Origin of the sequence: Streptomyces sp. NPDC005899 (assembly GCF_040629645.1) — a bacterium.
Lineage (GTDB): Bacteria > Actinomycetota > Actinomycetes > Streptomycetales > Streptomycetaceae > Streptomyces.
Genome location: NZ_JBEXWB010000014.1, coordinates 1 through 22,736 on the forward strand (window position 1 = coordinate 1; position 22,736 = coordinate 22,736).

General features: G+C 72.2%; 19 protein-coding genes, 2 tRNA genes and 1 pseudogene. 3 read left to right on the forward strand and 19 right to left on the reverse strand.

Translation table 11 applies throughout. The features are described from left to right. Positions 1 to 257: 257 nt before the first annotated feature. From ABZ371_RS03485 to leuS, 5 genes and pseudogenes are all read right to left on the reverse strand, one after another. Positions 258 to 470: pseudogene (locus ABZ371_RS03485) on the reverse strand (hypothetical protein); the annotation flags it as partial. 32 nt (positions 471 to 502) lie between these two features. Further along, positions 503 to 1,204: a ComEA family DNA-binding protein gene (locus tag ABZ371_RS03490; protein WP_358672913.1), complete on the reverse strand. Its 702-nt coding sequence runs from the start codon at positions 1,202 to 1,204 to the stop codon at positions 503 to 505. Positions 1,205 to 2,393: 1,189 nt separating this feature from the next. After that, a complete protein-coding gene (locus ABZ371_RS03495; protein WP_358672914.1) occupies positions 2,394 to 3,239 on the reverse strand; it encodes a DegV family protein in 846 nt (281 codons plus the stop codon). 111 nt (positions 3,240 to 3,350) lie between these two features. Next, on the reverse strand, positions 3,351 to 4,061 hold the full coding sequence (locus tag ABZ371_RS03500; protein ID WP_358672915.1) for a hypothetical protein: 711 nt from the start codon (positions 4,059 to 4,061) through the stop codon (positions 3,351 to 3,353). A gap of 146 nt (positions 4,062 to 4,207) precedes the next feature. Then, positions 4,208 to 7,075, reverse strand: a complete 2,868-nt coding sequence (leuS, locus tag ABZ371_RS03505; RefSeq protein WP_358672916.1) for a leucine--tRNA ligase — start codon at positions 7,073 to 7,075, stop codon at positions 4,208 to 4,210. A 497-nt stretch (positions 7,076 to 7,572) separates the two neighbouring features. Here leuS and ABZ371_RS03510 point away from each other — a divergent pair, with 497 nt between their 5' ends. Both ABZ371_RS03510 and ABZ371_RS03515 read left to right on the forward strand, forming a co-directional pair. Next, entirely contained in the window at positions 7,573 to 8,988 is a 1,416-nt protein-coding gene (locus ABZ371_RS03510; protein ID WP_358672917.1) for a hypothetical protein, read from the forward strand. Beyond that, positions 8,985 to 10,559: an NADH-ubiquinone oxidoreductase-F iron-sulfur binding region domain-containing protein gene (locus tag ABZ371_RS03515; RefSeq protein ID WP_358672918.1), complete on the forward strand. Its 1,575-nt coding sequence runs from the start codon at positions 8,985 to 8,987 to the stop codon at positions 10,557 to 10,559. Before ABZ371_RS03510 ends, ABZ371_RS03515 begins: the two co-directional genes overlap by 4 nt. A gap of 78 nt (positions 10,560 to 10,637) precedes the next feature. On the opposite strand, the gene ABZ371_RS03520 is transcribed toward ABZ371_RS03515, so the two are convergent. The 9 genes from ABZ371_RS03520 to ABZ371_RS03560 form a co-directional block, all read right to left on the reverse strand. Further along, a tRNA-Ala gene (locus ABZ371_RS03520) sits at positions 10,638 to 10,710 on the reverse strand. 140 nt (positions 10,711 to 10,850) lie between these two features. Continuing rightward, complete coding sequence (locus ABZ371_RS03525; RefSeq protein ID WP_014156331.1) at positions 10,851 to 11,084, reverse strand: hypothetical protein; 234 nt, start codon at positions 11,082 to 11,084, stop codon at positions 10,851 to 10,853. Between the two features lie 333 nt (positions 11,085 to 11,417). After that, positions 11,418 to 11,490, reverse strand: a tRNA-Ala gene (locus ABZ371_RS03530). Positions 11,491 to 11,606: 116 nt separating this feature from the next. After that, positions 11,607 to 12,260: a histidine phosphatase family protein gene (locus tag ABZ371_RS03535; protein WP_358672942.1), complete on the reverse strand. Its 654-nt coding sequence runs from the start codon at positions 12,258 to 12,260 to the stop codon at positions 11,607 to 11,609. Next, positions 12,257 to 12,688, reverse strand: a complete 432-nt coding sequence (gene rsfS, locus ABZ371_RS03540; protein WP_358672943.1) for a ribosome silencing factor — start codon at positions 12,686 to 12,688, stop codon at positions 12,257 to 12,259. Before rsfS ends, ABZ371_RS03535 begins: the two co-directional genes overlap by 4 nt. 116 nt (positions 12,689 to 12,804) lie before the next feature. Next, positions 12,805 to 14,574: an LCP family protein gene (locus tag ABZ371_RS03545; protein WP_358672919.1), complete on the reverse strand. Its 1,770-nt coding sequence runs from the start codon at positions 14,572 to 14,574 to the stop codon at positions 12,805 to 12,807. Between the two features lie 19 nt (positions 14,575 to 14,593). Continuing rightward, the gene (gene nadD / locus ABZ371_RS03550; protein ID WP_358672920.1) at positions 14,594 to 15,211 is read right to left on the reverse strand and encodes a nicotinate-nucleotide adenylyltransferase; all 618 of its coding nucleotides are present in this window, start codon (positions 15,209 to 15,211) and stop codon (positions 14,594 to 14,596) included. Between the two features lie 37 nt (positions 15,212 to 15,248). Next, positions 15,249 to 15,413, reverse strand: a complete 165-nt coding sequence (locus ABZ371_RS03555) for a hypothetical protein (RefSeq protein WP_358672921.1) — start codon at positions 15,411 to 15,413, stop codon at positions 15,249 to 15,251. An 84-nt stretch (positions 15,414 to 15,497) separates the two neighbouring features. After that, positions 15,498 to 15,650, reverse strand: coding sequence for a hypothetical protein (locus ABZ371_RS03560; RefSeq protein WP_358672922.1), 153 nt, complete (start codon positions 15,648 to 15,650; stop codon positions 15,498 to 15,500). A gap of 111 nt (positions 15,651 to 15,761) precedes the next feature. On the opposite strand from ABZ371_RS03560, the gene ABZ371_RS03565 reads away from it, so the two are divergent. After that, the gene (locus ABZ371_RS03565; protein WP_358672923.1) at positions 15,762 to 16,898 is read left to right on the forward strand and encodes a M48 family metallopeptidase; all 1,137 of its coding nucleotides are present in this window, start codon (positions 15,762 to 15,764) and stop codon (positions 16,896 to 16,898) included. On the opposite strand, the gene ABZ371_RS03570 is transcribed toward ABZ371_RS03565, so the two are convergent. The 5 genes from ABZ371_RS03570 to proB all read right to left on the reverse strand — a co-directional run bounded on the left by ABZ371_RS03570 (position 16,831) and on the right by proB (position 22,438). Then, a complete protein-coding gene (locus tag ABZ371_RS03570; RefSeq protein WP_358672924.1) occupies positions 16,831 to 17,949 on the reverse strand; it encodes a hypothetical protein in 1,119 nt (372 codons plus the stop codon). The genes ABZ371_RS03565 and ABZ371_RS03570 overlap by 68 nt on opposite strands. Before the next feature lie 474 nt (positions 17,950 to 18,423). Next, the gene (locus ABZ371_RS03575; RefSeq protein WP_358672925.1) at positions 18,424 to 19,032 is read right to left on the reverse strand and encodes a hypothetical protein; all 609 of its coding nucleotides are present in this window, start codon (positions 19,030 to 19,032) and stop codon (positions 18,424 to 18,426) included. Between the two features lie 87 nt (positions 19,033 to 19,119). Continuing rightward, complete coding sequence (locus ABZ371_RS03580; protein WP_358672926.1) at positions 19,120 to 20,403, reverse strand: glutamate-5-semialdehyde dehydrogenase; 1,284 nt, start codon at positions 20,401 to 20,403, stop codon at positions 19,120 to 19,122. A 284-nt stretch (positions 20,404 to 20,687) separates the two neighbouring features. Next, positions 20,688 to 21,173 (reverse strand): hypothetical protein, encoded by a 486-nt coding sequence (locus ABZ371_RS03585; protein WP_358672927.1) that lies wholly within the window; start codon positions 21,171 to 21,173, stop codon positions 20,688 to 20,690. Positions 21,174 to 21,319: 146 nt separating this feature from the next. Further along, complete coding sequence (gene proB, locus ABZ371_RS03590) at positions 21,320 to 22,438, reverse strand: glutamate 5-kinase (RefSeq protein WP_358672944.1); 1,119 nt, start codon at positions 22,436 to 22,438, stop codon at positions 21,320 to 21,322. Positions 22,439 to 22,736: the final 298 nt, after the last annotated feature.

Genomic DNA, 22,736 nt, shown 5'->3' on the forward strand with positions numbered 1-22,736 from the left:
CCGGCCGCACCGGATCCGTATCCGCCATGCGCACGTGCCCGGCGCCAGGCCACCGCTGCGGGCCGGCGGCCACCGTTCGTGCCCGCGTCCGCGCCGCCATCCCGCACCCGCCCTGTGCGACGCCCTCCCGTGCTCCGTGGGCGGCGGGCCGTGTACCCGCCCGCGTCCTGTACGTGCGGTGCCCGGGCCCCGCCGGTGTCTCGTGGTCTCCCGGCTACGCCATCGACTGCTCCGGGGCGCCGGGCGCGCACGGCGGCCGCCGCCCACGGCAGAACCACGAGAGCCAAGGCGGCGCACGTGCCGAGAAGGGCACCCGCCGCCGCCCAGCGGCCGGGCACACCCAGTGCGAGTGCGGAGGCTGCCCAGGCGGCGAGAGCGGGTGGGACCAGCCGGAGATCGACCGGCCCTTCCTGCGGCGCCCCCGCAGCGGCCCGGCGCCCGTCGTCCGCGGAGTCGTCGGAGCCGAGCAGGGACAGGCCGGGACCGCTCGCCGTGGGATGTGTCACGGCCGGACCAGTGGCCGCAGGTCCGCGAACCGGCGGTCACCGATGCCGTCGACCTCGCGGAGCTCGTCGACGGAGCGGTAACCCCCGTGCTCCGCCCGGTAGTCGATGATGTGCTGGGCGAGCACCGGCCCGACCCCGGGCAGGGTCTCCAGCTGCTCGGCCGTGGCTGTCGTCAGGCTCACCGGCACGGCCGGCCCTCCCTGCCCTGCCCCGGATCCGCCACCACCACCTGCCGGCGACGAGCCCGCGACGGCCTGGGCAACGGGCAGCCCGACCACGACCTGCTCACCGTCCGTCAGGATGCGGGCCCGGTTGAGACCGGTGACGTCCGTCCCCTCCCGTACGCCTCCCGCCGCCCGCAGCGCGTCGGCCACGCGCGCCCCGGCCGGCAGGTGCTGGATCCCCGGCCTCCGCACTTTGCCGCTCACGTCGACGACGATCCGGCCGCCGCTCACCGCCATGGCGGAGGACCCGGCGGACGGCCCCGGCTCTGCCGGGGGCCCGGGCAGGAGACCGTTCGCGGCTTCCGGCCCCGTCACGCGTGCCTCGGCCGCCTCCACCACCTGCTCAGGCGCTCGGACGGACGCGGGACGAGCCGACCAGAAGTGCGCCGTCGCGAAGACCGCCGCTCCGACCAGGACGACAGCGAGCGCGGCGAGCGTCCTGGGCTCCAGGCCGCATCGGAGCTGGACCCACAAGGGAAGCCGCTCGCAGAGGGCGGGCCCTGCCGTCCGCCACCACCTGGGCGGGGGCGGCGGGGGCGGGCCGGTGGGCCGCCCGTCACCGGCCGGAGGCAGCCGCACGACCGTCGGAGGATGCGGTCCTGCTCCGTCGGGGGGCGGGTGTGGAGGCAGCGACGTACGCGGGGGCGACGAAGCACGGAACGCCGGCACACCTCGTGGCCCTGCGGGTGGGCCTTCTGCTCCCACCGGAGCCGACCCGGTCCAAGGAGCCGGCACGGTCACCGGGGCCGGAGTCGGGGAAGAGGGTGGGACCGGAGCCGGTGCCACCGTCGAGGCCGGGCTCGGCAACCGGGCAGCAACCGGCCCCGGCGATCGGGCAGCGACCGGCCCCCGCAACGGGGGACCAACCGAAGCCGGAACGAACCCCCCGGCCGACGCCTGCCGAGGGGCCGAGGCCCGGGCCGACGCGTCCACCGGGGCCGGTCCCGACACCAGGACGGGTGCCCGGGACGACCCTGACGCAGGAGCCGGAAACCGGGCCGCAGCCACCGCGGAGACCCGCGCCGAGGGCGGGCCCGGCACCGGGGCCGGTGTCCGGGAGGAGGACTGCGACGGGGCGGCAGCAGCCGCAGGCCGTGCCAGGGCCGTGAACGGTACCTGGGCCGACGCCCACGACGGCACGACGCGGATCTTCACGGCAGGTGTCCCGCGCGAGCCCACCACGCGCGCGCTGTCGTCGCGCGGTGGCGCCGCCCCCGCCGCGGGACGGCCCCCGGCGATGAGCGCCTCCGCCCGCAGCCGGGACGCGGCCGCGATCTCCCCGTCGGCGCTGCCTGCCGTCCGCCGTCGGCGCCTCCGTCGGACGTCCGGCCCGGTCCCCGCAGCACCGCGGGGACCGATCCCCGGCCCGTGTCGCCGCCCGTCGACCACCCGGTGCCTTGCCGCCGAACCGGGAGCGGCCCGGTGCGAGGCCGTGTGCGCTGCCGGGCGGGTGGCTCGGTGGGCGCCCGGGCCGGAGGCGCGGGGCATCGCGTCGACGATGGCGACGCCGGCCTGACGGACGGAGGTGCGGATGGATGCCTGAGGTGATCGGGAGGTCATGCCGCACGACGCTAGACACGTCCGCCGGATTCCGCTGAGCAGACCTGAATACTGTGGACAACCCACCCGTTGTGGAGAATTCGGCCACCCACAGGGGTGCGTTTCAGCGCGGCGAGACGACCGCTGCCAGAAGTCCGGGCCCGGTGTGCGCCCCGATCACCGCGCCCACCTCGCTCACGTGCAACTCCGCGAGACCCGGAACCCGCTCCCGCAACCGCTCCGCCAGACGCTCGGCCCGGTCCGGGGCGGTGAGGTGGTGCACGGCGATGTCCACCACGCCCGCCCCCGCCTGTTCGGCGACGATCTCCTCGAGCCGGGCGATCGCCCTGGACGCCGTCCTCACCTTCTCCAGCGGCTCGATGCGGCCCCCGACGAGCTGCAGCAGGGGCTTCACCGCGAGAGCCGACCCCAGCAGTGCCTGCGCGGCACCGATCCGGCCGCCCCGGCGCAGGTAGTCCAGCGTGTCGACGTAGAAGTAGGCGGATGTGCCGGCGGCCCGCTTCTCGGCGGCGGCGACCGCCTCGTCCAGTCCTCCGCCCGCTTCGGCGGCCTCGGCGGCGGCCACCGCGCAGAAGCCCAGCGCCATGGCGACCATCCCCGTGTCGACGACACGCACCGGCACCGGCGCGTCCTTCGCCGCGAGCAGCGCGGCGTCGTACGTACCGGAGAACTCGGCCGAGAGGTGGAGGGAGACGATGCCGGTCGCCCCGGCGTCGGCCGCGGTGCGGTAAGCGGCGGCGAAGACCTCGGGGCTGGGCCGGGACGTGGTGACGGACCGGCGCTTCTGCAGGGCCAGCGCCAGGGACCGGGCCGAGATCTCCGTGCCCTCCTCCAGCGCCTGGTTGCCCAGAACGACGGTCAGCGGCACCGCGGTGATGCTGTGCCGTTCCATCGTCTGCGGCGGCAGGTAGGCCGTTGAATCGGTGACGATCGCGACATGGCGGGACATGAGCCGGAGGTTACCCTTCCGGGGTGGAGGCTCGGCAGCCCGGGCCCGGCCTGCTGCCCGGTTTCGGTCGGCCGGGAGCGCGCCCGGCCGGTCCGCGCGCGGGAGTCCGCGTCAGTTCGTCGTCTCGGGCCGGGCGGATTTCTGCCACGGGTAGCCCGTCCGCAGCCGCGGGTCCGGGGACGTGAGCGCCTGCGGTGTCCCGTCGTCGTCCTGGGGGCTCCACGCGTTCCCCGCGCCGGACACGGTTCCGGCCGCGCCGCCGCGCTCCGGCGGTTCCTCCGTCTTCCAGTGCCGCAGGGCTCCCGCCTCCACGTCGATCTGCGCGTTCAGCGCCGCCAGATCGTCGTCGGCGAACCGCGCCGCGCGATCGCGGGCTGCCCAGCGCAGGGACTCGGCGGAGTGGGTGATGCGCTCGGTGCGTTCCTTCAGCCCCGGCAGCAGGGTGGCCACGGTCGCCCGGTCGGGCTCGCGCTCCAGGCGCTTGAGCTCGCTGTCCAGCTCGTGGCCGTGGACGCTGAGGCGCTGGAAGAGGCCCAGGGACTCGGCGAGCGAGGCATCCTGCGTTGCCTGGGCGTTCAACGCGTCCTGTGTGGCCCGCATCGAGGTGCGCAGCGCCAGCCGGAGTTGTGCCAGCTCACCCGGCACGCCGGGCTGGCCGTAGCTCCTGGCCCGCAGCGCGGTGTCCTCCACGGAACGGCGGGCCTGGGTGACCGTCCGGTCCACGCCGCGCTTGGCGGCGCGCACCGCCTTGACGCCGGCGTACACCCCGAGCGCCACGAACGCGACGAACAGCAGCGTGAGGATCAGGATCACGGCTTCCATGAACGCCCCTCGGTTGTCGACTCGGCTGCCGGTGTGCGGTCGCCCCTCCTACCGTAAACGGAAGGGGCAGGCCGAGGGTTCCGCGTGAACCCTCGACCTGCCCGTAGGGGAAAGCCCCGAGGGCCACCCGAAGGCGGCCGGCCCGTCTACGCGGGCACGATGTTCACCAGCTTCGGTGCACGCACGATCACCTTGCGGATCCCGGCCCCGCCCAGCGCGGCGACGACGTTTCCGTCGGCCAGTGCCAGCGCTTCCAGTTCCGCGTCCGTGATCGACGGGGAGATCTCCAGACGGGCCTTCACCTTGCCCTTCACCTGCACCACGCAGGTCACGGTCTCGTCGACGATGTACGCGGGGTCGGCGACCGGGAAGTCCTGGTGCACCACCGACTCCGTGTGGCCGAGCCGGCGCCACAGCTCCTCGGCGACGTGCGGAGCCAGCGGTGCGATCAGCAGTACCAGCCGCTCGGCGACCGACCGCGACAGCGGGCCGCCCGTCTTCGTCAGGTGGTTGTTCAGCTCGGTCACCTTGGCGATGGCCGTGTTGAAACGCATCCCCGCCATGTCGTGGCCGACGCCGTCGATGGCCTTGTGCAGCGCACGCAGCGTGTCCTCACCGGGCTCCGTGTCGACGACGGTGACCTCGCCGGTCTCCTCGTCGACGACGTTGCGCCACAGCCGCTGCAGGAGCCGGTACTGGCCGACCACGGCGCGCGTGTCCCAGGGACGCGAGACGTCCAGCGGGCCCATGGCCATCTCGTACAACCGCAGCGTGTCCGCGCCGTACTCGCCGCAGATCTCGTCGGGAGTCACCGCGTTCTTCAGGGACTTGCCCATCTTCCCGAGGACGCGGCTGACCTTCTCGCCCCCGTGGTAGTAGGCCCCGTCGCGCTCCTCGACCTCCGCGGCCGGGACCGCGATGCCCCGGCTGTCCCGGTACACGAAGGCCTGGATCATGCCCTGGTTGTACAGCTTGTGGAACGGCTCGGCGGAGGAGATGTGCCCCAGGTCGTGCAGCACCTTGGACCAGAAGCGGGCGTACAGCAGGTGCAGCACGGCGTGCTCGGCGCCGCCGACGTACAGGTCGACGCCCCCGGTGGGCCGGTCCTCACGCGGGCCCATCCAGTACTGCTCGATCGCCGGGTCGACCAGTCGGCGGTCGTTGTTCGGGTCCAGGTAGCGCAGCTCGTACCAGCAGGAACCCGCCCAGTTCGGCATGGTGTTGGTCTCACGGCGGTACTTCTTCGGCCCGTCGCCCAGGTCCAGGGTGACGTTGACCCAGTCGGCGTTCCGGGACAGCGGTGTCTCGGGCTGGGTGTCGGCGTCCTCCGGGTCGAAGGTGCGCGGCGAGTAGTCCTCGACCTCGGGCAGTTCGAGCGGCAGCATCGACTCGGGCAGCGCGTGGGCGATGCCCTCCTCGTCGTACACGATCGGGAAGGGCTCGCCCCAGTAGCGCTGGCGGCTGAACAGCCAGTCACGCAGCCGGAAGTTGACGGTGCCCTCGCCTACGCCGTGCGCCTCCAGCCACTCGGTGATCTTCGCCTTGGCCTCCGCCACCCCCAGGCCGTCCAGCGAGACGGCGTCGTTGGAGGAGTTGACCAGCGCGGCGTCGTGGGAGGAGAAGGCGTCGTCCCAGGCCGAGGGGTCCGTACCGCGGCCGTCCGACGGCTCGACGACACAGCGCATCGGAAGTTCGAAGGCGCGTGCGAACGCGAAGTCGCGCGTGTCGTGCGCCGGTACGGCCATGATCGCACCGGTGCCGTACCCCATCAGGACGTAGTCGGCGATGAAGACGGGTACCTTCTCGCCACTGACCGGGTTGGTCGCGTACGCCCCGGTGAAGACACCGGTCTTGTCCTTGGCCTCGGCCTGCCGCTCGACGTCGGACTTGGCGGCGGCCTGTTTGCGGTACGCCGTCACGGCCTCGGCCGGGCTCGCGTGGCCGCCGGTCCACACCGGGTGGGTGCCCTCGGGCCAGGCCGCCGGAATGATCCGCTCGACGAGCTCGTGTTCGGGCGCCAGCACCATGTACGTGGCTCCGAAGAGGGTGTCCTGACGGGTGGTGAAGACGGTGATGTCACCCGCTCCGTCGACCGGGAAGTCGACGCGCGCCCCCTCGGAGCGGCCGATCCAGTTGCGCTGCTGCAGCTTGATGGCCTCGGGCCAGTCCAGGCCGTCCAGGTCGTCCAGCAACCGGTCGGCGTAGGCGGTGATGCGCATGTTCCACTGGCGCAGCTTGGCCTTGAAGACCGGGAAGTTGCCGCGCTCGGAGCGGCCGTCCGCCGTGACCTCCTCGTTGGCCAGCACGGTACCGAGTCCGGGAGACCAGTTGACGGGTGCGTCCGAGGCGTACGCCAGGCGGTACCGCCCCAGCAGGTCGGCACGCTCCGCGGCGCTCAGCGCCCCCCACTCGCGGCCGTCCGGAGTCGCGCGCTCACCACTCTCGAACTGGGCGACCAGGTCACTGATCGGGCGCGCCCGGTCCGCCTCGGTGTCGTACCAGGAGTTGAAGATCTGCAGGAAGATCCACTGGGTCCACCTGTAGTAGTCGGCGTCGATCGTCGCGAACGAACGGCGCTTGTCGTGCCCCAGCCCCAGGCGGCGCAGCTGGACCTTCATGTTCTCCATGTTGGCCTCGGTGGAGGCCCGCGGGTGGGTTCCGGTCTGTACCGCGTACTGCTCGGCGGGCAGGCCGAAGGCGTCGAACCCGAGGGTGTGCAGGACGTTGTGTCCGGTCATCCTCTGGTGGCGTGCGTAGACGTCGGTGGCGATGTAGCCGAGCGGGTGGCCGACGTGCAGCCCCGCACCCGAGGGATACGGGAACATGTCCATGATGAATTTCTTCGGCCTGGCCACCAGTTCGGGGTCGCCCGCCAGGTCGCCGGTCGGGTTCGGCGCCTCGTACGTCCCCTCGGCGTCCCAGAAGTCCTGCCAGCGTGCCTCGATGTCGGCGGCCATCGCCGCCGTGTAGCGGTGCGGCGCGGCGGCCTCGGCCGCGGTGTTCGTCTCGCTCATGATCCTCAATGCTCCATCGATCGACATCTGCGGCGCCCACGTCCACGGACACACGTCTACGGACACACGTCTGCGGAAACGAAAAATCCCCTCGCACAGGAGGGGACGCCGCGCCGAGTCCGACCAGGCGCTCTCACCGGTCGGCAGTGGTCAGCGCGGCTCGCTAAGCAGAAGGCCTACGGCACGCATGGCGTCAGGGTACCGCACGGGCCCCCAGGGCCGCCCGGCAGTTCACCCGCACACCGGGCCGGCCAGGACCGCTCCCGCCGCGACCCGGCGGACACACGACCTGCACGATCTCTGCGCAGGACCCGCACACTCCGTGGGTTACTCCGCGTACTGCCCTCTATCGGGGCAACATCTCAAACCTCATACCGGCCGGTAGGCAGCGACTTAGCATGCGGCAACGGGACCGCTTTGCCGAACCATTCGGAGTCGCCCCCATGAAGCCTCATCGCAGGATCCGCTCGTCCCCGTCCATGAACCGCGGCCCAGGAATGAGCCGCTCGGCACAGGGCGGTCTGACCGTCGCCGCGCTGGTCTTCAACCCGCTGCTCGCCGTCGCGGGAAGCGACGGACTTCGGGCCACGCTCGACTTCACGACCGGCGTCCTGACGCTCGTGTCCCTGACGGCGGCGGTCGCCTGGGGCCTGCTGGCCACCGACCGGCTGTTCCTCTCCGCCCGGCAGCGGCTGATCGGCCAGGGCATCCACCGGGTGACGGCCGTCGCCTCGCTCGCCTTCCTGCTGCTGCACGGCACGGTGAAGGTCGCCCTCGGACACGTCGAGCCGATCGGCGCGCTCATACCCTTCGGCCTCGGCGTCACCGGCACCGCCGGCCTCATCGGCTTCGGCTCACTGGCCGGGCTGTTGATGATCGTCACGGCGGCGACCGGCGCCATGCGCAGCGCCTTCGCCGCCCCGGGCAGGATCGCCGGCCGCTGGCGCGCGCTGCACGCGCTCGCCTATCCGGCGTGGTGCTTCGCGCTCGTCCACGGCCTGTACGCCGGCCGGCAGCCCGCGACCTGGGTCGTCGTGATGTACATGCTCTGCCTGGTCGCCGCGGCCGCCGCCCTGGGACTGCGACTGCTCCCCCCGCCGGCCAAGCGCCTCCTCACCGAGCTGGTCACCGCCCTGGTCAGGCCGGACCTCCCGCCCCCGTCGGACACGGAACCGGTTCGGCGGACCTCGCCGCTGCCCGGCGCCGAGCACACGGCCCCGCTCCCCCGGCAGGGGCTGCCACCCGACGCGCCGGGCTGGGGGGACGACGAGCGGGGGCACGGTGACCGCAGGGACGGACGCGGGTGGGGGGACGACGGGCGCGACCTGCGTGGCACCCCGGTCCGCCCACGGACTCTGACCGCCCCCGTGCCGTCGCCGCCTCCCGGCGCGCCTTCCTTCACGTCACCACCTTTCGAAGCGTCGTTCGAGGCACCGCTGTACGAGCCGCCTCCGCGCAGTTGCGAGCGTCTCGACACCGAGCGGCTCGACCACGGCCCCGCCCGGGCGTACGCTCCGGCCTCCGCGGCGGAGCCCGGCATCTTCGCGGCCTACCGGGCCGTCTCACAGCCTCCCGTCCCACCGCCGGGCCCCACCGCGGAAGGCCACTGGCCGGCGCCGTCCCCCGCACCCCCCGGGCAGGCTTCGAGGCCCTCCCACTCCCCCGGCTCCACGAGCGACGCCGAGCACTTCTACAGCCAGGCGGGGGACACGGCCGCCTACAGCCGTCCCGCGGAGACGACGGCGTACGGCTCCCCGCCGGACGCCGTCACCGTGTACGCCTCGCCCGCCGCGGATTCCGCCGTCCGCGGCGGCCCGTCTCGGGGCGACACCGAGACCGGACAAGTCCCTGGGCCCCTCTATCCGCCGTCAGCCGGAGAGCCTTGGCACGCACCCGCAGGAGACCGACCGTGAACGTCCCGCTCCCCGATGTACCCGAGGTCCGCGTCGTCGGCCTTCCCCAGCTGACCATCGGGTTCGACCTGGTGGAACGCCTGGACCTCGCCATGCACCTCAAGGTGCACGGGCCGCTCCGGCCGATGACGGGCGAGCGCCTGGCCGAACTCTCCGAAGCGATCTCGCTGCGTGGCCGGGGCGGCGCCGGATTCCCTTTCGAAAAGAAGCTGCGGGCGGTCGCGAAGGCGTCCGTACGCCGCGGGGTCCGCCCCGTGGTCGTGATCAACGGGAGCGAGGGCGAGCCGGCCTGCCGCAAGGACACCGTGCTGCTGAACCGGGCTCCCCACCTCATCCTCGACGGTGCGCTGCTCGCCGCGGAAGCGCTCGGTGCCCGCACCCTCGTCGTGGCCGTGACACGCAACTCCACGGAGATCTCGGTCCGGGCCGCCCTGGCCGAACGTGGGCTGTCCGACCGACGCGGCAGGCACCTGCGCGCCCGGGTGGTGCGCACGCCGGAACGCATGGTCTCCGGGGAGGCCTCCGCGGTCATCCGGGCGGTGAACGGCGGCCCCGCCCTGCCCCCCGGGCGCCGCGAACGCGCGGCGGAGTCCGGTGTGGCGGGGGCGCCGACCCTTCTGTCGAACGCGGAAACGTACGCGCAGCTGGCGGTCGCCGCCCGGACGGGCGCCCGCCGCTACGGGCACACCGGCCTGGCGGACGAACCGGGGACGGTCCTGCTGACCGTGTCCGGTGCCGTGGCGCACCCCATGGTCGTGGAGGTGCCGACCGGCGTTCCCCTGCGCTACGTCCTGCAGTTGGCCGGTGCGCCGCCGCTGCCCCAGGGGGTCCTGACGGGCGGTTACCACGGCGACTGGATCGACGCGATCGCCGCTCACGACGCCGTGGTCTCACGGGCCTCGCTGGCGGCGGCCGGCGGCGCCCTCGGCGCGGGTGCCATCCTTCCGATCGGCCCGGAGACGTGCCCGATCGGGGAGTCGCTGCGTATCGCCAACTGGCTGGCCGCCGAGACGGCGGGTCAGTGCGGCCCCTGCAGGCTGGGTCTGCCCGCCGCGGCGGGCGGACTCTCCGACGTGATGAACGGAGGCGGGCCCGCCGCCCTGGAGGCCCTGCGCGAGGTGACCCAGGCGGTCAAGGGCCGCGGGGCGTGCAAACATCCCGACGGCTCGGCGCGATTCCTGGCGTCCACCCTGTCCGCGTTCACCGACGACCTTGCCGCGCACGTCCTCGACGGTGGCTGCGGAAGGGAAACGCTCGGCGTGCTCCCGCTGCCCGCCGCAGGCTACGAGGACGTGGAGGAGTCGATCCCCAGCGGCGAGAAACTGGCGGTCGACTGGACTCTCTGCCAAGGGCACGGCCTGTGTGCGGACGTCGTCCCGGAGCTGATCAGGCTGGGCCCCGACGGCTACCCTGCGCTGGCCGACGCCGCCGTGCCGACACACCTGCGGGGCCGCGCCCAGCGCGCCGTACGACGCTGTCCGGCGCTGGCTCTGCGCATCGAGCAGGCCCCCGCCGAACGCCCCGCCCTGCCCGGCCCGCAACGCAAGGCCCTGGGCAGCGGACGCGGTTGATCCGCCGGCCCCGGCTGCCGGGGGGATCGGCAACACGAGAAGCGGGTCGCCCGATTCGGACGACCCGCTTCTGCGCTGTGGAGCTAAGGAGAATTGAACTCCTGACCTCCTGCATGCCATGCAGGCGCTCTACCAACTGAGCTATAGCCCCGTGCTGTCTGCCACCCGGTTTCCCCGGCGACATCGAGAACATTACACGGTCTCCCCGGCCCATCAAAAATCGTTTCCACTCCGCCCCGATATGCCAGGCGGGCGTCGCTCCGGCCGGCAGGTTCGGGCCGCCGCGGCCGGTCAGGCGGTGGCGAAGGAGTAGAAGCGCTTGAGGGTGCAGTGCTCCTCGAGGAGCCGGCCGTAGATGGGCTCGCCCTCCAGCTCCCGGTACGTCTCGATGGGATCGCCTTTTATGATCAGCGCCCGTGCGCACTCCTCGCACCAGTACTGGAACTCGGTGTTGACGGGGTCCATGTCCCTGACGATGGGCGTACCACTGCCGCACCAGTCGCACTTCCGCCTGTGTGCACCCATCCCGTCAGCCCCGACTGCTGGGGCGGGCTGCGCTCGCGCCGCGGCAGGGCGGACGGGAGGGGGGAACCCGGGGCGATGCGGAGGTGACGGGCAGGTTCAGGACCTGTACGCGGCTCGCTGGCATCGCGCTCCCTCCCCGATCGGTCCGTCGCCCCCTCCGGCGCTCCGATTCTGCCATGCCCCCGCAAGGCAGTCAGCCCGGCGAGGAAGCCGCCACCCGCCCCGGCACCGGGTCCGGGTCGGGCGGGACGTGCGAGGACCGGAGTACGGGGAGGCACAGGGACACGGGGAGACGAAAAGATCCCGCCCCCTGACGGGGACGGGATCCGACTGTGGAGCTAAGGAGAATTGAACTCCTGACCTCCTGCATGCCATGCAGGCGCTCTACCAACTGAGCTATAGCCCCGCTGTCCGCTGTGTTTCCCTGCGTTTCCGCGCTGCGAACAAGAAGAACTTTAGCCTGCGACCAGCCGGAAAGTGAAATCCGGCCCTCGCCTCCCGGAGACGGCCCCGGAGCACCCGTCAGTCGTCGTCGCCGAGCACCGGCTCGGGAAGCGTTCCGGCGTTGTGTTCGAGGAGTCGCCAACCACGCGCGCCCTCACCCAGCACGGACCAGCAGCAGTTCGAGAGGCCGCCGAGTCCCTCCCAGTGATGGGAGTCCAGGCCGAGCAGACGACCGATCGTCGTGCGGATCGTGCCGCCGTGACTCACGACGACGAGCGTGCCCGCGTCGGGAAGCTTTCCCGCGTGTTCCAGCACGACCGGGGCGGCCCGGTCGGCGACCTCGGTCTCGAGTTCACCGCCGCCTCTGCGCACGGGTTCGCCGCGCTTCCACGCGGCGTACTGCTCGCCGTACTGCCCGACGATCTCCTCGTGTGTCAGCCCCTGCCAGGCACCCGCGTACGTCTCACGCAGCCCCGCGTCGTGGGCGACGTCGAGGCCGGTGATCGCGGCGAGCTCGGCGGCCGTGTCCGCGGCTCGCCGCAGATCGGAGGCCACGATCGCGTCCGGTTTCAGCGAGGCCAGAAGCCGGGCGGCCCGGCGGGCCTGGCCGACACCGGTCTCCGTGAGGTCGATGTCGGTGGAACCCTGGAAGCGCCGCTCCAGGTTCCACGCCGTCTGGCCGTGCCGCCAGAGGACGATTCTGCGGCCCCTACCGCTCCTGCTGCCGTTCAGCTCTGTTCACCTTCCGTGACACCGTGGAGCTGGGCGTGCTCCTCGGCCTTGCCCCGGGTCTTCAGGGCGTCCTCGGGGAGGGCGATCTCGGGGCAGTCCTTCCACAGACGCTCGAGCGCGTAGAAGACGCGCTCCTCGCTGTGCTGTACGTGGATGACGATGTCGACGTAGTCGAGGAGGATCCAGCGGGCGTCGCGGTCGCCTTCGCGGCGTACCGGCTTGGCGCCGAGTTCCTTCTGGAGACGCTCCTCGATCTCGTCGACGATCGACTTGACCTGGCGGTCGTTGGGGGCCGAGGCCAGCAGGAAGGCGTCGGTGATCGACAGCACCTCGCTGACGTCGTAGGCGATGATGTCGTGCGCGAGCCGGTCGGCCGCCGCCTGGGCGGCGGTGGTGATGAGCTCGATGGAGCGGTCCGTGGCGGTCACATGCAGGCTTTCGTCGGCGGTCGGGGTCACCCGTGGGAGGGTCCTGAAGATCGTGGTCGCGGGGCGAGACACGCTCCTCAGTACCCTCCTAGGGTCTCACGGACCGCCGACAGCCCTTACGAGGCGGACTTCGCGATCTCGTAGTCCTGCCCGAGGACGACGGACACGTCCGCGTTCGCCGCCGGCTTGCCCTTCTTCACCGCGCTCGCCGGCAGGCCCAGGGTCTTGGCGATCTCGACCGCCTTGGCCTTGTCCTCCGCCGCGCCGTAGAGGACCTCGGACGAGGACTCGGCCTCCGTCCTGCCGCTGTCGACGAACGCGTAGCCGCCGTTGACCAGCTGGACCCGCGCGGCTTCCGTTCCGCGCGTGCTGCCCGTGGCGTTCTTGATGCCGACGCGCACCACCGCGTCCTGGCCCGAAGCCTTCACCGCACCGCCCAGGATGTCCTTGACGACGTCCTCCGTGGCCTTCTCGGTCAGCGTGCCGTCGTCCTGCACCGGGAGCAGCGACGTCTTGTAGTCGCCGACCTTCGCGTGCCCGGCGAGCTTCGCCAGAGAGGCGCCAAGGTCCTGTTCCGGCAGCGAGGGATCGAGGATCTGCGCGAGGCTCTCGACGGTGACCGTGGCCGACCTGGGGTCCTCGGACATCTTGCGCAGCACGCCGCGCATGACCTGGCCGAAGCGCATCAGCTGCTTGGTGTCCGGTTCGGCCGGCCCGCGGTAGGTGGCGTACGCGACGGCCATCTGCCCGTTGAGCGTCTGCGCCTCCCCCTTGCGGACGAGCGGTGCCGCGCCCTTCTTGGCATCGGGCACGTCGGTGTCGGTGTCGATCTCGATGGTGCCGACCAGCTCGACCAGGTTCTCCAGGTACGGGGTGTCGAGCCGCCAGGTGCCGCTGATGCTGGTTCCGAAGAGGGTGTCGATCGCCTCGCGGGTGCCGGTCGAACCGTCGTCGTCGACCGACTTGCCCAGGGTGGTGGTGGAGCCGTCGTCCGAGGCCACGGCGAGCGTGTTGGGGAGCAGGACGGTGGTCCCCTGCCCGGTGGTGACGTTGTCGACGAGCAGCGCGGTGGAGGTGCCGCCCTGCTTCGTGTCGTGCAGGTGTACGACGATGACGTCCCGCTTCTGGGGGCCCGTCGCCGCGGCCGTCCCGTCCTCCTGTCCGGAGACACCCGGGATCTTGTCCGCGAACCAGAGGTAGCCGGCGCCGCCGACCACCACGAGCGCCACGACGACTACGAGCGCGACCATCCGGTTGCGCCCTCGGCGACGTGCCTCCTCGCGGCGTTCGCTGCGGCTCTCGGTGAACTTCAGCCAGTCGATGACGTCTTCGGAGTCCTCGTCCGGTTCCTCGATGAACGAGAACTGCTCGGTGCGGTAGTCGCGGTCCGGGCGCCGCTGCCCGGGGACGAGGGGCTCCGGGGCCGGCTCCGCCTCGGGCTCGCGGCGGGGCTCCGCAGGTGCGGTTGCCGGTGCCGTCGGCGGGGCGCCCCACTGCTGGGCGGCGTCCGCGTCGGCCACGGCCGGCTGCCGGCCCGTGTCGTAGCCGTAACCGGCGGAGCCGTCGTCGTAGGCGTAGCCGTGCTGGAGCTGCTGGGCCTGCTGGGTCTGCTGGGCCTGCTGGGCCTGCTGGGCCTGCTGGGCGGCGTACGGGTCGTACTGCTGCTGCGTACCGCCGTACGGGTCATAGCCATAGCCCTGACCGGTGGTGACATCCTGCTGGGCCTGCCCGGCCTGCCCGGCCTGCCCGGCCTGTTGGGTCTGCTGGGCATAGGGGTCGTACTGCTGCTGTCCCTGCTGCTGGTAGACCGGCTGCCCGTACTCGTCGTAGCCGATGATCTGCGGCTGCTGGTAGTACGGGTCGTACGGCATCTGTCGGTCGTTCACCGGTCCCCCTCTCCGTGGCTCATTCGCCGCGGTACAGCTGGCGCTTGTCGATATAGCGGACGACACCGTCGGGCACCAGGTACCAGACCGGCTCGCCCTGCGCGACTCTCGCCCGGCAGTCCGTGGACGAGATCGCCAGTGCGGGCACCTCCACGAGGGACACGCCGCCCTTGGGCAGTCCGTCGTCCGTCAGCACGTGCCCGGGGCGGGTGACCCCGATGAAGTGGGAGAGCGAGAACAGCTCCTCGGCGTCCCGCCAGGTGAGGATCTGGGCCAGGGCGTCGGCGCCGGTGATGAAGAAGAGGTCCGCCTCACCGTGGGCGGCGCGCAGGTCCCGCAGCGTGTCGATCGTGTACGTCGGCCCGCTGCGGTCGATGTCGCTGCGGGAGACGGAGAACTGCGGGTTGGACGCCGTGGCGATGACCGTCATCAGATAACGGTCCTCGGCAGGGGACACCTGCTTGTGGCTCTTCTGCCACGGCTGTCCGGTCGGTACGAAGACGACCTCGTCGAGGTCGAACTGGGCGGCCACCTCACTGGCCGCCACCAGGTGTCCGTGATGGATCGGGTCGAACGTCCCGCCCATCACGCCGAGTCGGCGCTTGCCCCGGCCGGTAGGCACTTCCTGCTCTCCCATGCGTGCAGACCCTACTGGCACGGCTGTTCGCCCTGTGTCAGCGGTCGCGGTTGAAGCGGGTGGTGATCCACAGCAGGAGCAGCAGGGCGACGAACGCGCCACCACCGGTGAGGTACGGGCTGAGGCTTTCGTGGTTACCACCCTGCTCGCCGCCTTCGGAGGCGAGGGTGACCAGCTGGTGCGCGGTGCTCGTGAGGCTCATCTTCTGCGGGACCTATCGATCGGGAGTCGGAAGGAAGACGTCGCGCACATCGTATGCGGGAGCCTCGGGCACGCTCACGCCGACTCAGTCGTTGTTGTCGTCGTTGCGGTATCCGCGCAGGAGGAACCAGGCCAGCAGAGCGGCGCCGACGAGGGAGACGAGCAGCACGATGCGAAGCGTGTCGCCGGGCCCCTGGTCCTCGGATACGGCAGCGAGCAGTGCGGTGGTGTGCGGCATTCCGGGCGCTCCTCAAAGTTATCCACAGCCCCCCGCACACCGTAGCGCCAGCACATACGCTGGCTTTTGTCAGGGGGACGAGCGACGTCTCGTACGAACAGGGGGCCATCCATGACCGAAAACAGTCACGAGAGCGTGCCGAGCAGGCACCGCAAGCGGTTTCCGGGTATCTCGTCCCGGGCGTACGAACACCCGGCGGACCGCTCGGCGCTGGTGGCCCTGCGCAAGCTGAGCGGTTTCGACACCGTGTTCAAGGCCCTCAGCGGTCTGCTTCCCGAGCGCAGTCTGCGGCTGCTCTTCCTGTCGGACTCCGTCCGGGTGAGCGATGCCCAGTTCGCTCACCTCAACGACATGCTGCGGGACGCCTGTTACATCCTGGACCTGGAGAAGGTCCCGCCGATGTACGTCAACCAGGACCCCCGGCCCAACGCCATGTGCATCGGCCTGGACGAGCCGATCATCGTGGTGACGACCGGGCTGGTGGAGCTGCTGGACGAGGAGGAGATGCGGGCCGTCGTGGGCCACGAGGTGGGCCACGCCCTCTCCGGACACGCGGTGTACCGGACCATATTGCTCTTCCTCACCAGCCTCGCCCTCAAAGTGGCCTGGATCCCGCTTGGCAACGTCGCGATCATGGCGATCGTGACGGCGCTGCGCGAGTGGTTCCGCAAGTCGGAGCTGTCGGCCGACCGGGCCGGGCTGCTGGTCGGGCAGGACATCAAGGCGTCCATGCGTGGCCTGATGAAGATCGCCGGCGGCAATCACCTCCACGAGATGAATGTGGACGCCTTCCTCGCCCAGGCCGACGAGTACGAGAAGGGTGGGGACCTCCGCGATTCGGTGCTCAAGATCCTCAACGTCCTGCCCCGCTCCCACCCGTTCACCACGGTGCGGGCCGCGGAGCTGAAGAAGTGGTCGGAGACCCGGGACTACCAGCGCGTCATGGACGGCCACTATCCCCGGCGCGAGCAGGACAAGGACACGTCCGTGACGGACTCCTTCCGCGAGTCGGCGGCGCACTACGCGGACACGGTGCGCACCAGCAAGGACCCTCTGATGAAGCTCGTCGGTGACATCGCGGGCGGGGCGGGCGATCTGGGCGGGAAGCTCCGGGACAGGTTCACCGGCGCGAGCGGAGGAAGCGCGGCCGGCAAGGGTGGCGCCGCCACGGCGGACGACTCTACGGACGGCTCCGGAGGTACCCGGCGGCCTCCGGGCCCTGAGGAGGCCCCGGGGGCGGGGGTCTGACGGCCAGCGTTCCGCACAGCGCCGCCGTGGGCGGACCCGTGGCATACGGGTCGGTGCCGTCCGGCCCCCGGTCGTCCGGCCGCTCGCCGGCGAGCAGCGGTCGTAGGGCGCCCGCCGTGCCGGCGGAGCACGACTGCGGTCCGGCCTGGACGTAGGCACTGCGCACTTCCAGCCGGTGGAGCCGCAGGTCCTCACGGTCCAGGAGGAAACGCAGTACACGGCGCACGGTGAACAGCGACGCGTCGTCCGGCCGGTGGGAGCCGGGCAGGGCGTGGCGGAGGGCGTAGGTGAAGGTGTGGTCGGACACCACCTCGATGGTGTCCGATCCCGCCTCGGCGTACGACAGGGTCCCCTGGACGCGGATGTCGGGGTCGGCCAGCTCCACGGTGGCCGGGTCGAAGCGCACCAGCCAGCCGGTTGCGGAATGCGCTCCGTCGTCGGCCGGTGAGGACACGCTCGCTTCGAACTGGCTCGTCTGGTCCGGGTCCAGCAAGCGCCCTACCGGCCGCACGACGCCACCGGTGAGGACGTCGGGGTCGAGCGAGGACGCCACCAGGTAGTCCTTGACCGTGCTCAGCGCGATGGTCACCTGGCTGTCCGAGAAGTTCTCCGTGCGGCGGACGGGCGGCATGGTGATCCCTGAGGCGCCCGTCCGGAACGAGGCGGCGGGATCGCCGGCCAGGAGGGCGTCGGGGGTGTCCCCGTGCACGGGCCCGCGAGGGGCCAGTGGGACCACGGTCGTACGCAGCGGCTCGGCGTGCCTGCCGACGGGCGTCGGATAGGGACTGCGGAAACCCATGTAGACGGCCGTGGCGAACGCCAGGGCTATCAGGACGACGAGGGCGATGGCGGCCCGGGAGCGCCGCCGCCTGCCGCGGCCCGGCAGCGAGCGCACGGCGCGTGCGTGCTCGCCCATCCGTTCCTGCGCGGAGAATTCCTGCAGCTGGGCAGCGCGCACGAACGATTCGTCGAAGACGAGGGAGCGGTACTCATCCTCTCCGCCCGGCGGGTCGTCGGGCGGTCCTTCCGGCGGTTCTCCGTGGCCTGTCATGACTACTCCCGATCTCCACGCCGCCGGCGAAGGCGGGTGCCGGGTTCCACCTCGGGCCGAGGAGCCTTCGGCGGACCTGTCCGTCACGGGCTGACACATGGACGAGTGCGTGACCCTCTGCCCGGGAGACGGGGACGCGGGCAGGGGAAAGGGTCACCAGGTCATACATTCAGAGTGGGTCGATCGCCCTCAAGGTAAACGCCCCGCAGGTGGGAGCGCAGCCGGGGAGCACCGGCGGTTACGCCACCGGGCCGAGCACACCCCTCCCGTCCCGCCGGACCGGCTACGAACCCTCACGCCACGGACAGGGAGCACAGCGCCAACACGGACCCGGCACGGACACAGAACGCAGTCCCGGCACGGACCCGGCACAGCACGGGCCCACCACAGCACGCTCCCGGCACGGCCACCGGCACGGCAGAGCCCCGGCACGGCACCGGGGCGGCTCCGCCGAGACCAGGGCGCGCGGGATTCTCAGGGAGTGCCGGGCAGCGCGGAGACGGTGGGGCGGATGCGGTTCACCGAAGCGGACGGTACCGAACCCGGGGAGTCGACACCGCTCGTCACCGGGGACGGCACCTGGTCCTGCCGCGGGGCGGCAGCTCCGCGATAGACCGCGCTGAAGGCCAGGGCCACCATCCCGATCCCCATCAGCACGGCGAGAAGCCAGGCGACGGGCCGGTGCCAGCGCGCGCTGCCCCGGTAGGGGCGCAGAGCGCCTCCGTGGCGTCCGTAGGGGCCGTCCAGGTCCTCGTCGTCGCCGTAGGGCCGGTCGAGACCGTACGAGCCGTCGGGGGCCCGGCCGCGGCTGTACGAGCCGTCCGGGCCGTAGTCGTCGTGGAACTCGTCGTAGAGGTCGTCGTCCAGGGCGCCCCCGCCGGCGCGTGCCCGGCCCGCTTCTGCTTCCGCCCGGGCCTGCGCGGCCTCGAGCAGGCGCTCCACAGCGGTCGGCTCGTGTATCTCGGCGGACCGCACGAAGGCCTCGTCGAACACCACGGAGGCGAAGTCCTCGTCCGCGCCCCCGCGGTCGTCGTCGGGCTCCCAGCCGTCCGGGAACGGCTTGCCCCCCACGTCGTCCGGCACGGGTTCAGCGTAGCCCCGGCGGCGCGTTTTGGGCAGAGTGCCCGCGAATCCGCACGTCCCCGCCGAGGCGCACCGGGGCCGCCCGCACTACCGGACGTGGCCGTCGCCCGTGACGATGTACTTGGTCGATGTCAGTTCCGGCAGGCCCATCGGGCCCCGGGCGTGCAGCTTCTGCGTGGAGATGCCGATCTCGGCGCCGAAGCCGAACTCGCCTCCGTCCGTGAAGCGGGTGGACGCGTTCACCGCCACCGTCGTCGAATCGACCAACTGGGTGAACCGGCGGGCCGCCGCCTGCGAAGTGGTGACGATCGCCTCCGTGTGCCCGGAGGACCAGAGCCGGATGTGCGCCACGGCGGCCTCCAGCGACTCCACGACCGCCGCCGCGATGTCGTAGGACAGGTACTCGGTCTCCCAGTCCTCCGGCGTCGCCGCCACGACCGTCGCCTTCGAGCCCTCGGCGTGCTCCAGCACTCGCTCGTCGCCGTGCACGGTCACCCCCGCCTCGGCCAGCGCGTCGAGGGCCCGCGGCAGGAAGTCCGCCGCCACGTCCTTGTGGACGAGGAGGGTCTCGGCGGCGTTGCAGACGCTGGGGCGGTGGGCCTTGGAGTTGATCAGGATGTCGACGGCCATGTCCAGGTCCGTCTGCGCGTCCACGTACACGTGGCAGTTACCGGTGCCCGTCTCGATGACGGGGACCGTCGACTCCTCCACGACCGTGCGGATCAGCGAGGCGCCGCCCCGTGGGATCAGTACGTCGACCAGACCGCGGGCGCGCATCAGTTCGCGCACGGAGTCCCGGCTCTCCCCCGGCACCAGCTGCACCGCGTCGGCCGGCAGTCCCGAGCCGCCCACCGCGTCACGCAGCACCCGCACCAGGGCGGTGTTGGAGGCGTAGGCGGACGACGACCCGCGCAGCAGCACCGCGTTGCCGGACTTCAGGCAGAGCGCCGCGGCGTCCACCGTGACGTTGGGCCGCGCCTCGTAGATGATGCCGACCACTCCGAGCGGAACCCGCACCTGGCGCAGGTCGATGCCGTTGGGGAGGGTGGACCCGCGGACCACCTCACCGACCGGGTCGGGCAGTGCCGCCACGGCCCGGACGTCGGCGGCGATCGCCCGGATCCGCTCCGGGGTGAGCGTGAGCCGGTCGACGATCGACTCGCTCGTCCCCGCCTCGCGGGCCCGCGCGACGTCCGCGGCGTTGGCCTCGACGATCTCGCTGGTGCGTACTTCCAGCGCGTCCGCGATCGCCAGCAGCGCGTCGTCCTTGGCAGCGCGCGGGAGTGGCGCGATGTCGGCGGCGGCGGCGCGTGACCGGTAGGCGGTCTGGACGACCGGGGACATGTTGTCGTAGGGCGAAAGCGTGGTCATGCCCGCAGGGTAGTGCGCGGGCCACCGGCATCCGCGTCATATCCCGTGATGCGAGACAGGCGTCCCATCGCGGCGGAGACGGACGTCCGTTTCGGCGGGGACGGGCGTCCCATCGCGGCGCGGACGAGCGTCCCGTCTCATGGACCTCCGCGGTCCCGCCCGCCCGGCCCATCCGCCTGCCTGCCCCTGCCTGCCCCGCGTACCACGGTCCGCCGGAGGAGCGGGGCGACCTGCGCCCCGCGGCCGCGGTACCGGTCGCACCCTCCCCCGCGCGGTGCGGCCGGTCAGTACGGGTGGACTCCCACCGGGGCCGCGGGGGGCGGGCCGTAACCCTCCGCGATGCGCTGGTGGTAGGTCTCCCGGTCGATGACCTCCAGCCCGACGATCTCCCAGGGCGGCAGTCCCGCACTGGAGCGGTGCTCGCCCCACAGCCGCAGGGCCACAGCCGCGGCGTCGTGCAGGTCGCGGGCCTCCTCCCAGTAGCGGACCTCCGCGTGGTCGTTGGCGTACCGGCTGGTCAGCAGGAAGGGATGGTCGTTCGCCAGCTGTTCGAGGCCACGCCTGACCTCCTTCAGCGGTGTCTCGCTGCCGGAGACGCTGAGAGTGATGTGCCACAGCTTGGACGTGACCCGCTCCCCGTCCGTCACCACCGGTTCGTGCTCGGCGGTGCGGTCGGCGGGCGGGCCGTGGAAGTCGGCACCCGCACCGACGCTGGTCAGGGCACGGCTGCCCGTTCCGCGGGGCGGCGCCCCCGGGCGCGCTCGTCTCACCGGCGGCCTCCTGTGAATGCGTAGCGGTGCTGAATGCATGGCGGTGCTGACCCTTTGTACCCCTGCCACAAAGTTGACCAGTCCGGGGCGGGGCTTGGGGCGGTTTTGGTGAAGCTCTCCGGCGGGAGATCGGACTTTCAGCCGTTTCAGGGAGCCGGGCGGGGCGTCAGGACGACCAGATCGTCCCTGTGTACGACCTCACGCTCGTAAGCGGGGCCCAGCTCCCGTGCAAGGTCTCGCGTGGAGCGTCCGAGCAGTTGGGGGATCTCCTTGGCGTCGAAGTTGACGAGGCCGCGGGCGACCGCGCGGCCCGCCGGATCCCGCAGTTCCACGGGGTCGCCCGCCGAGAACTCGCCCTCGACGGCGGAGATACCCGCGGGCAGCAGCGAGGTACGTCGCTCCACCACGGCCCGCACGGCTCCGTCGTCGAGGACGAGCGCGCCCTGCGGCGTCGAGGCGTGGGCCAGCCAGAGCAGCCGGTCGGCCGAGCGCCGCCCGGTGCGGTGGAAGTACGTGCCGGTGTCCCGGCCGGCGAGGGCGTCGGCGACCCGGCTCGCGGAGGTGAGGACGACGGGGATGCCCGCGGCGGTGGCGATCCGGGCGGCCTCCACCTTGGTCACCATCCCCCCGGTGCCGACTCCCGCCTTGCCGGCGCTGCCGATCGTGACGCCCTCCAGGTCGGCCGGGCCGCTCACCTCGGCGATGCGGGAGGTGCCGGGGGTGCTCGGGTCGCCGTCGTAGAGGCCGTCCACGTCGGAGAGCAGGACGAGGAGGTCGGCGTGGACCAGGTGCGCGACGAGCGCCGCGAGGCGGTCGTTGTCACCGAAGCGGATCTCGTCCGTGGCCACCGTGTCGTTCTCGTTGACGACCGGCAGGGCTCCCATCTCCAGGAGCTGGTCCAGCGTGCTGTAGGCGTTGCGGTAGTGGGCCCGCCGGCTGGTGTCGTCGGAGGTGAGGAGCACCTGGCCGACGCGTACGCCGTAGCGGGCGAAGGACGCGGTGTACCGGGCGACGAGCAGTCCCTGGCCGACGCTGGCCGCGGCCTGCTGGCGGGCGAGGTCCTGGGGTCTGCGGACGAGCCCGAGGGGGGCGAGGCCGGCCGCGATGGCGCCGCTGGAGACGAGGACGATCTCCCGCTCCCGGCCGCTCCTGACCTTGGCGAGCACGTCCACGAGTGCGTCGACCCGGTCGGCGTCCAGACCGCCGGCCGCGGTGGTGAGCGAGGAGGACCCGACCTTGACGACGATCCTGTGGGCACCGGTCACACCCGGCCTGGCAGCTGACACGCACTTCCTCACACTCTGGCTCGCCCCGAGCCTCCCTGGGAGACCCGCCACCCGGCCGCCCGCCGGCACCGCCTCGACGTGCGGGGGCGGGGGGCGGGCAGGGCCGGCGGCACCGGCCCGGATCCGCGTCCTCGGCCCGAGTGGCGGGAGGGTCCGAAGTGGCGGGAGTGGCCGAAGTGGCCTCTCCCCCGCACAGCACAGTACGCGAACGGCCCCGTCGGGCGCTTGCCGTTCCGCCCGGTGGACGGGGTGGCGGGAGCGCCGGGCGGGGCCGGAC

Coding starts and splice junctions, on each gene's coding strand:
- ABZ371_RS03495 (WP_358672914.1), bottom strand. CDS start 3,239: ATGTCCCGCCATGTCGCGATCGTCACCGATTCAACGGCCTACCTGCCG.
- ABZ371_RS03500 (WP_358672915.1), bottom strand. CDS start 4,061: ATGGAAGCCGTGATCCTGATCCTCACGCTGCTGTTCGTCGCGTTCGTG.
- leuS (WP_358672916.1), bottom strand. CDS start 7,075: ATGAGCGAGACGAACACCGCGGCCGAGGCCGCCGCGCCGCACCGCTAC.
- ABZ371_RS03510 (WP_358672917.1), top strand. CDS start 7,573: ATGAGCCGCTCGGCACAGGGCGGTCTGACCGTCGCCGCGCTGGTCTTC.
- ABZ371_RS03525 (WP_014156331.1), bottom strand. CDS start 11,084: ATGGGTGCACACAGGCGGAAGTGCGACTGGTGCGGCAGTGGTACGCCC.
- nadD (WP_358672920.1), bottom strand. CDS start 15,211: ATGGGAGAGCAGGAAGTGCCTACCGGCCGGGGCAAGCGCCGACTCGGC.
- ABZ371_RS03555 (WP_358672921.1), bottom strand. CDS start 15,413: ATGAGCCTCACGAGCACCGCGCACCAGCTGGTCACCCTCGCCTCCGAA.
- ABZ371_RS03560 (WP_358672922.1), bottom strand. CDS start 15,650: ATGCCGCACACCACCGCACTGCTCGCTGCCGTATCCGAGGACCAGGGG.
- ABZ371_RS03565 (WP_358672923.1), top strand. CDS start 15,762: ATGACCGAAAACAGTCACGAGAGCGTGCCGAGCAGGCACCGCAAGCGG.
- ABZ371_RS03570 (WP_358672924.1), bottom strand. CDS start 17,949: ATGACAGGCCACGGAGAACCGCCGGAAGGACCGCCCGACGACCCGCCG.
- ABZ371_RS03580 (WP_358672926.1), bottom strand. CDS start 20,403: ATGACCACGCTTTCGCCCTACGACAACATGTCCCCGGTCGTCCAGACC.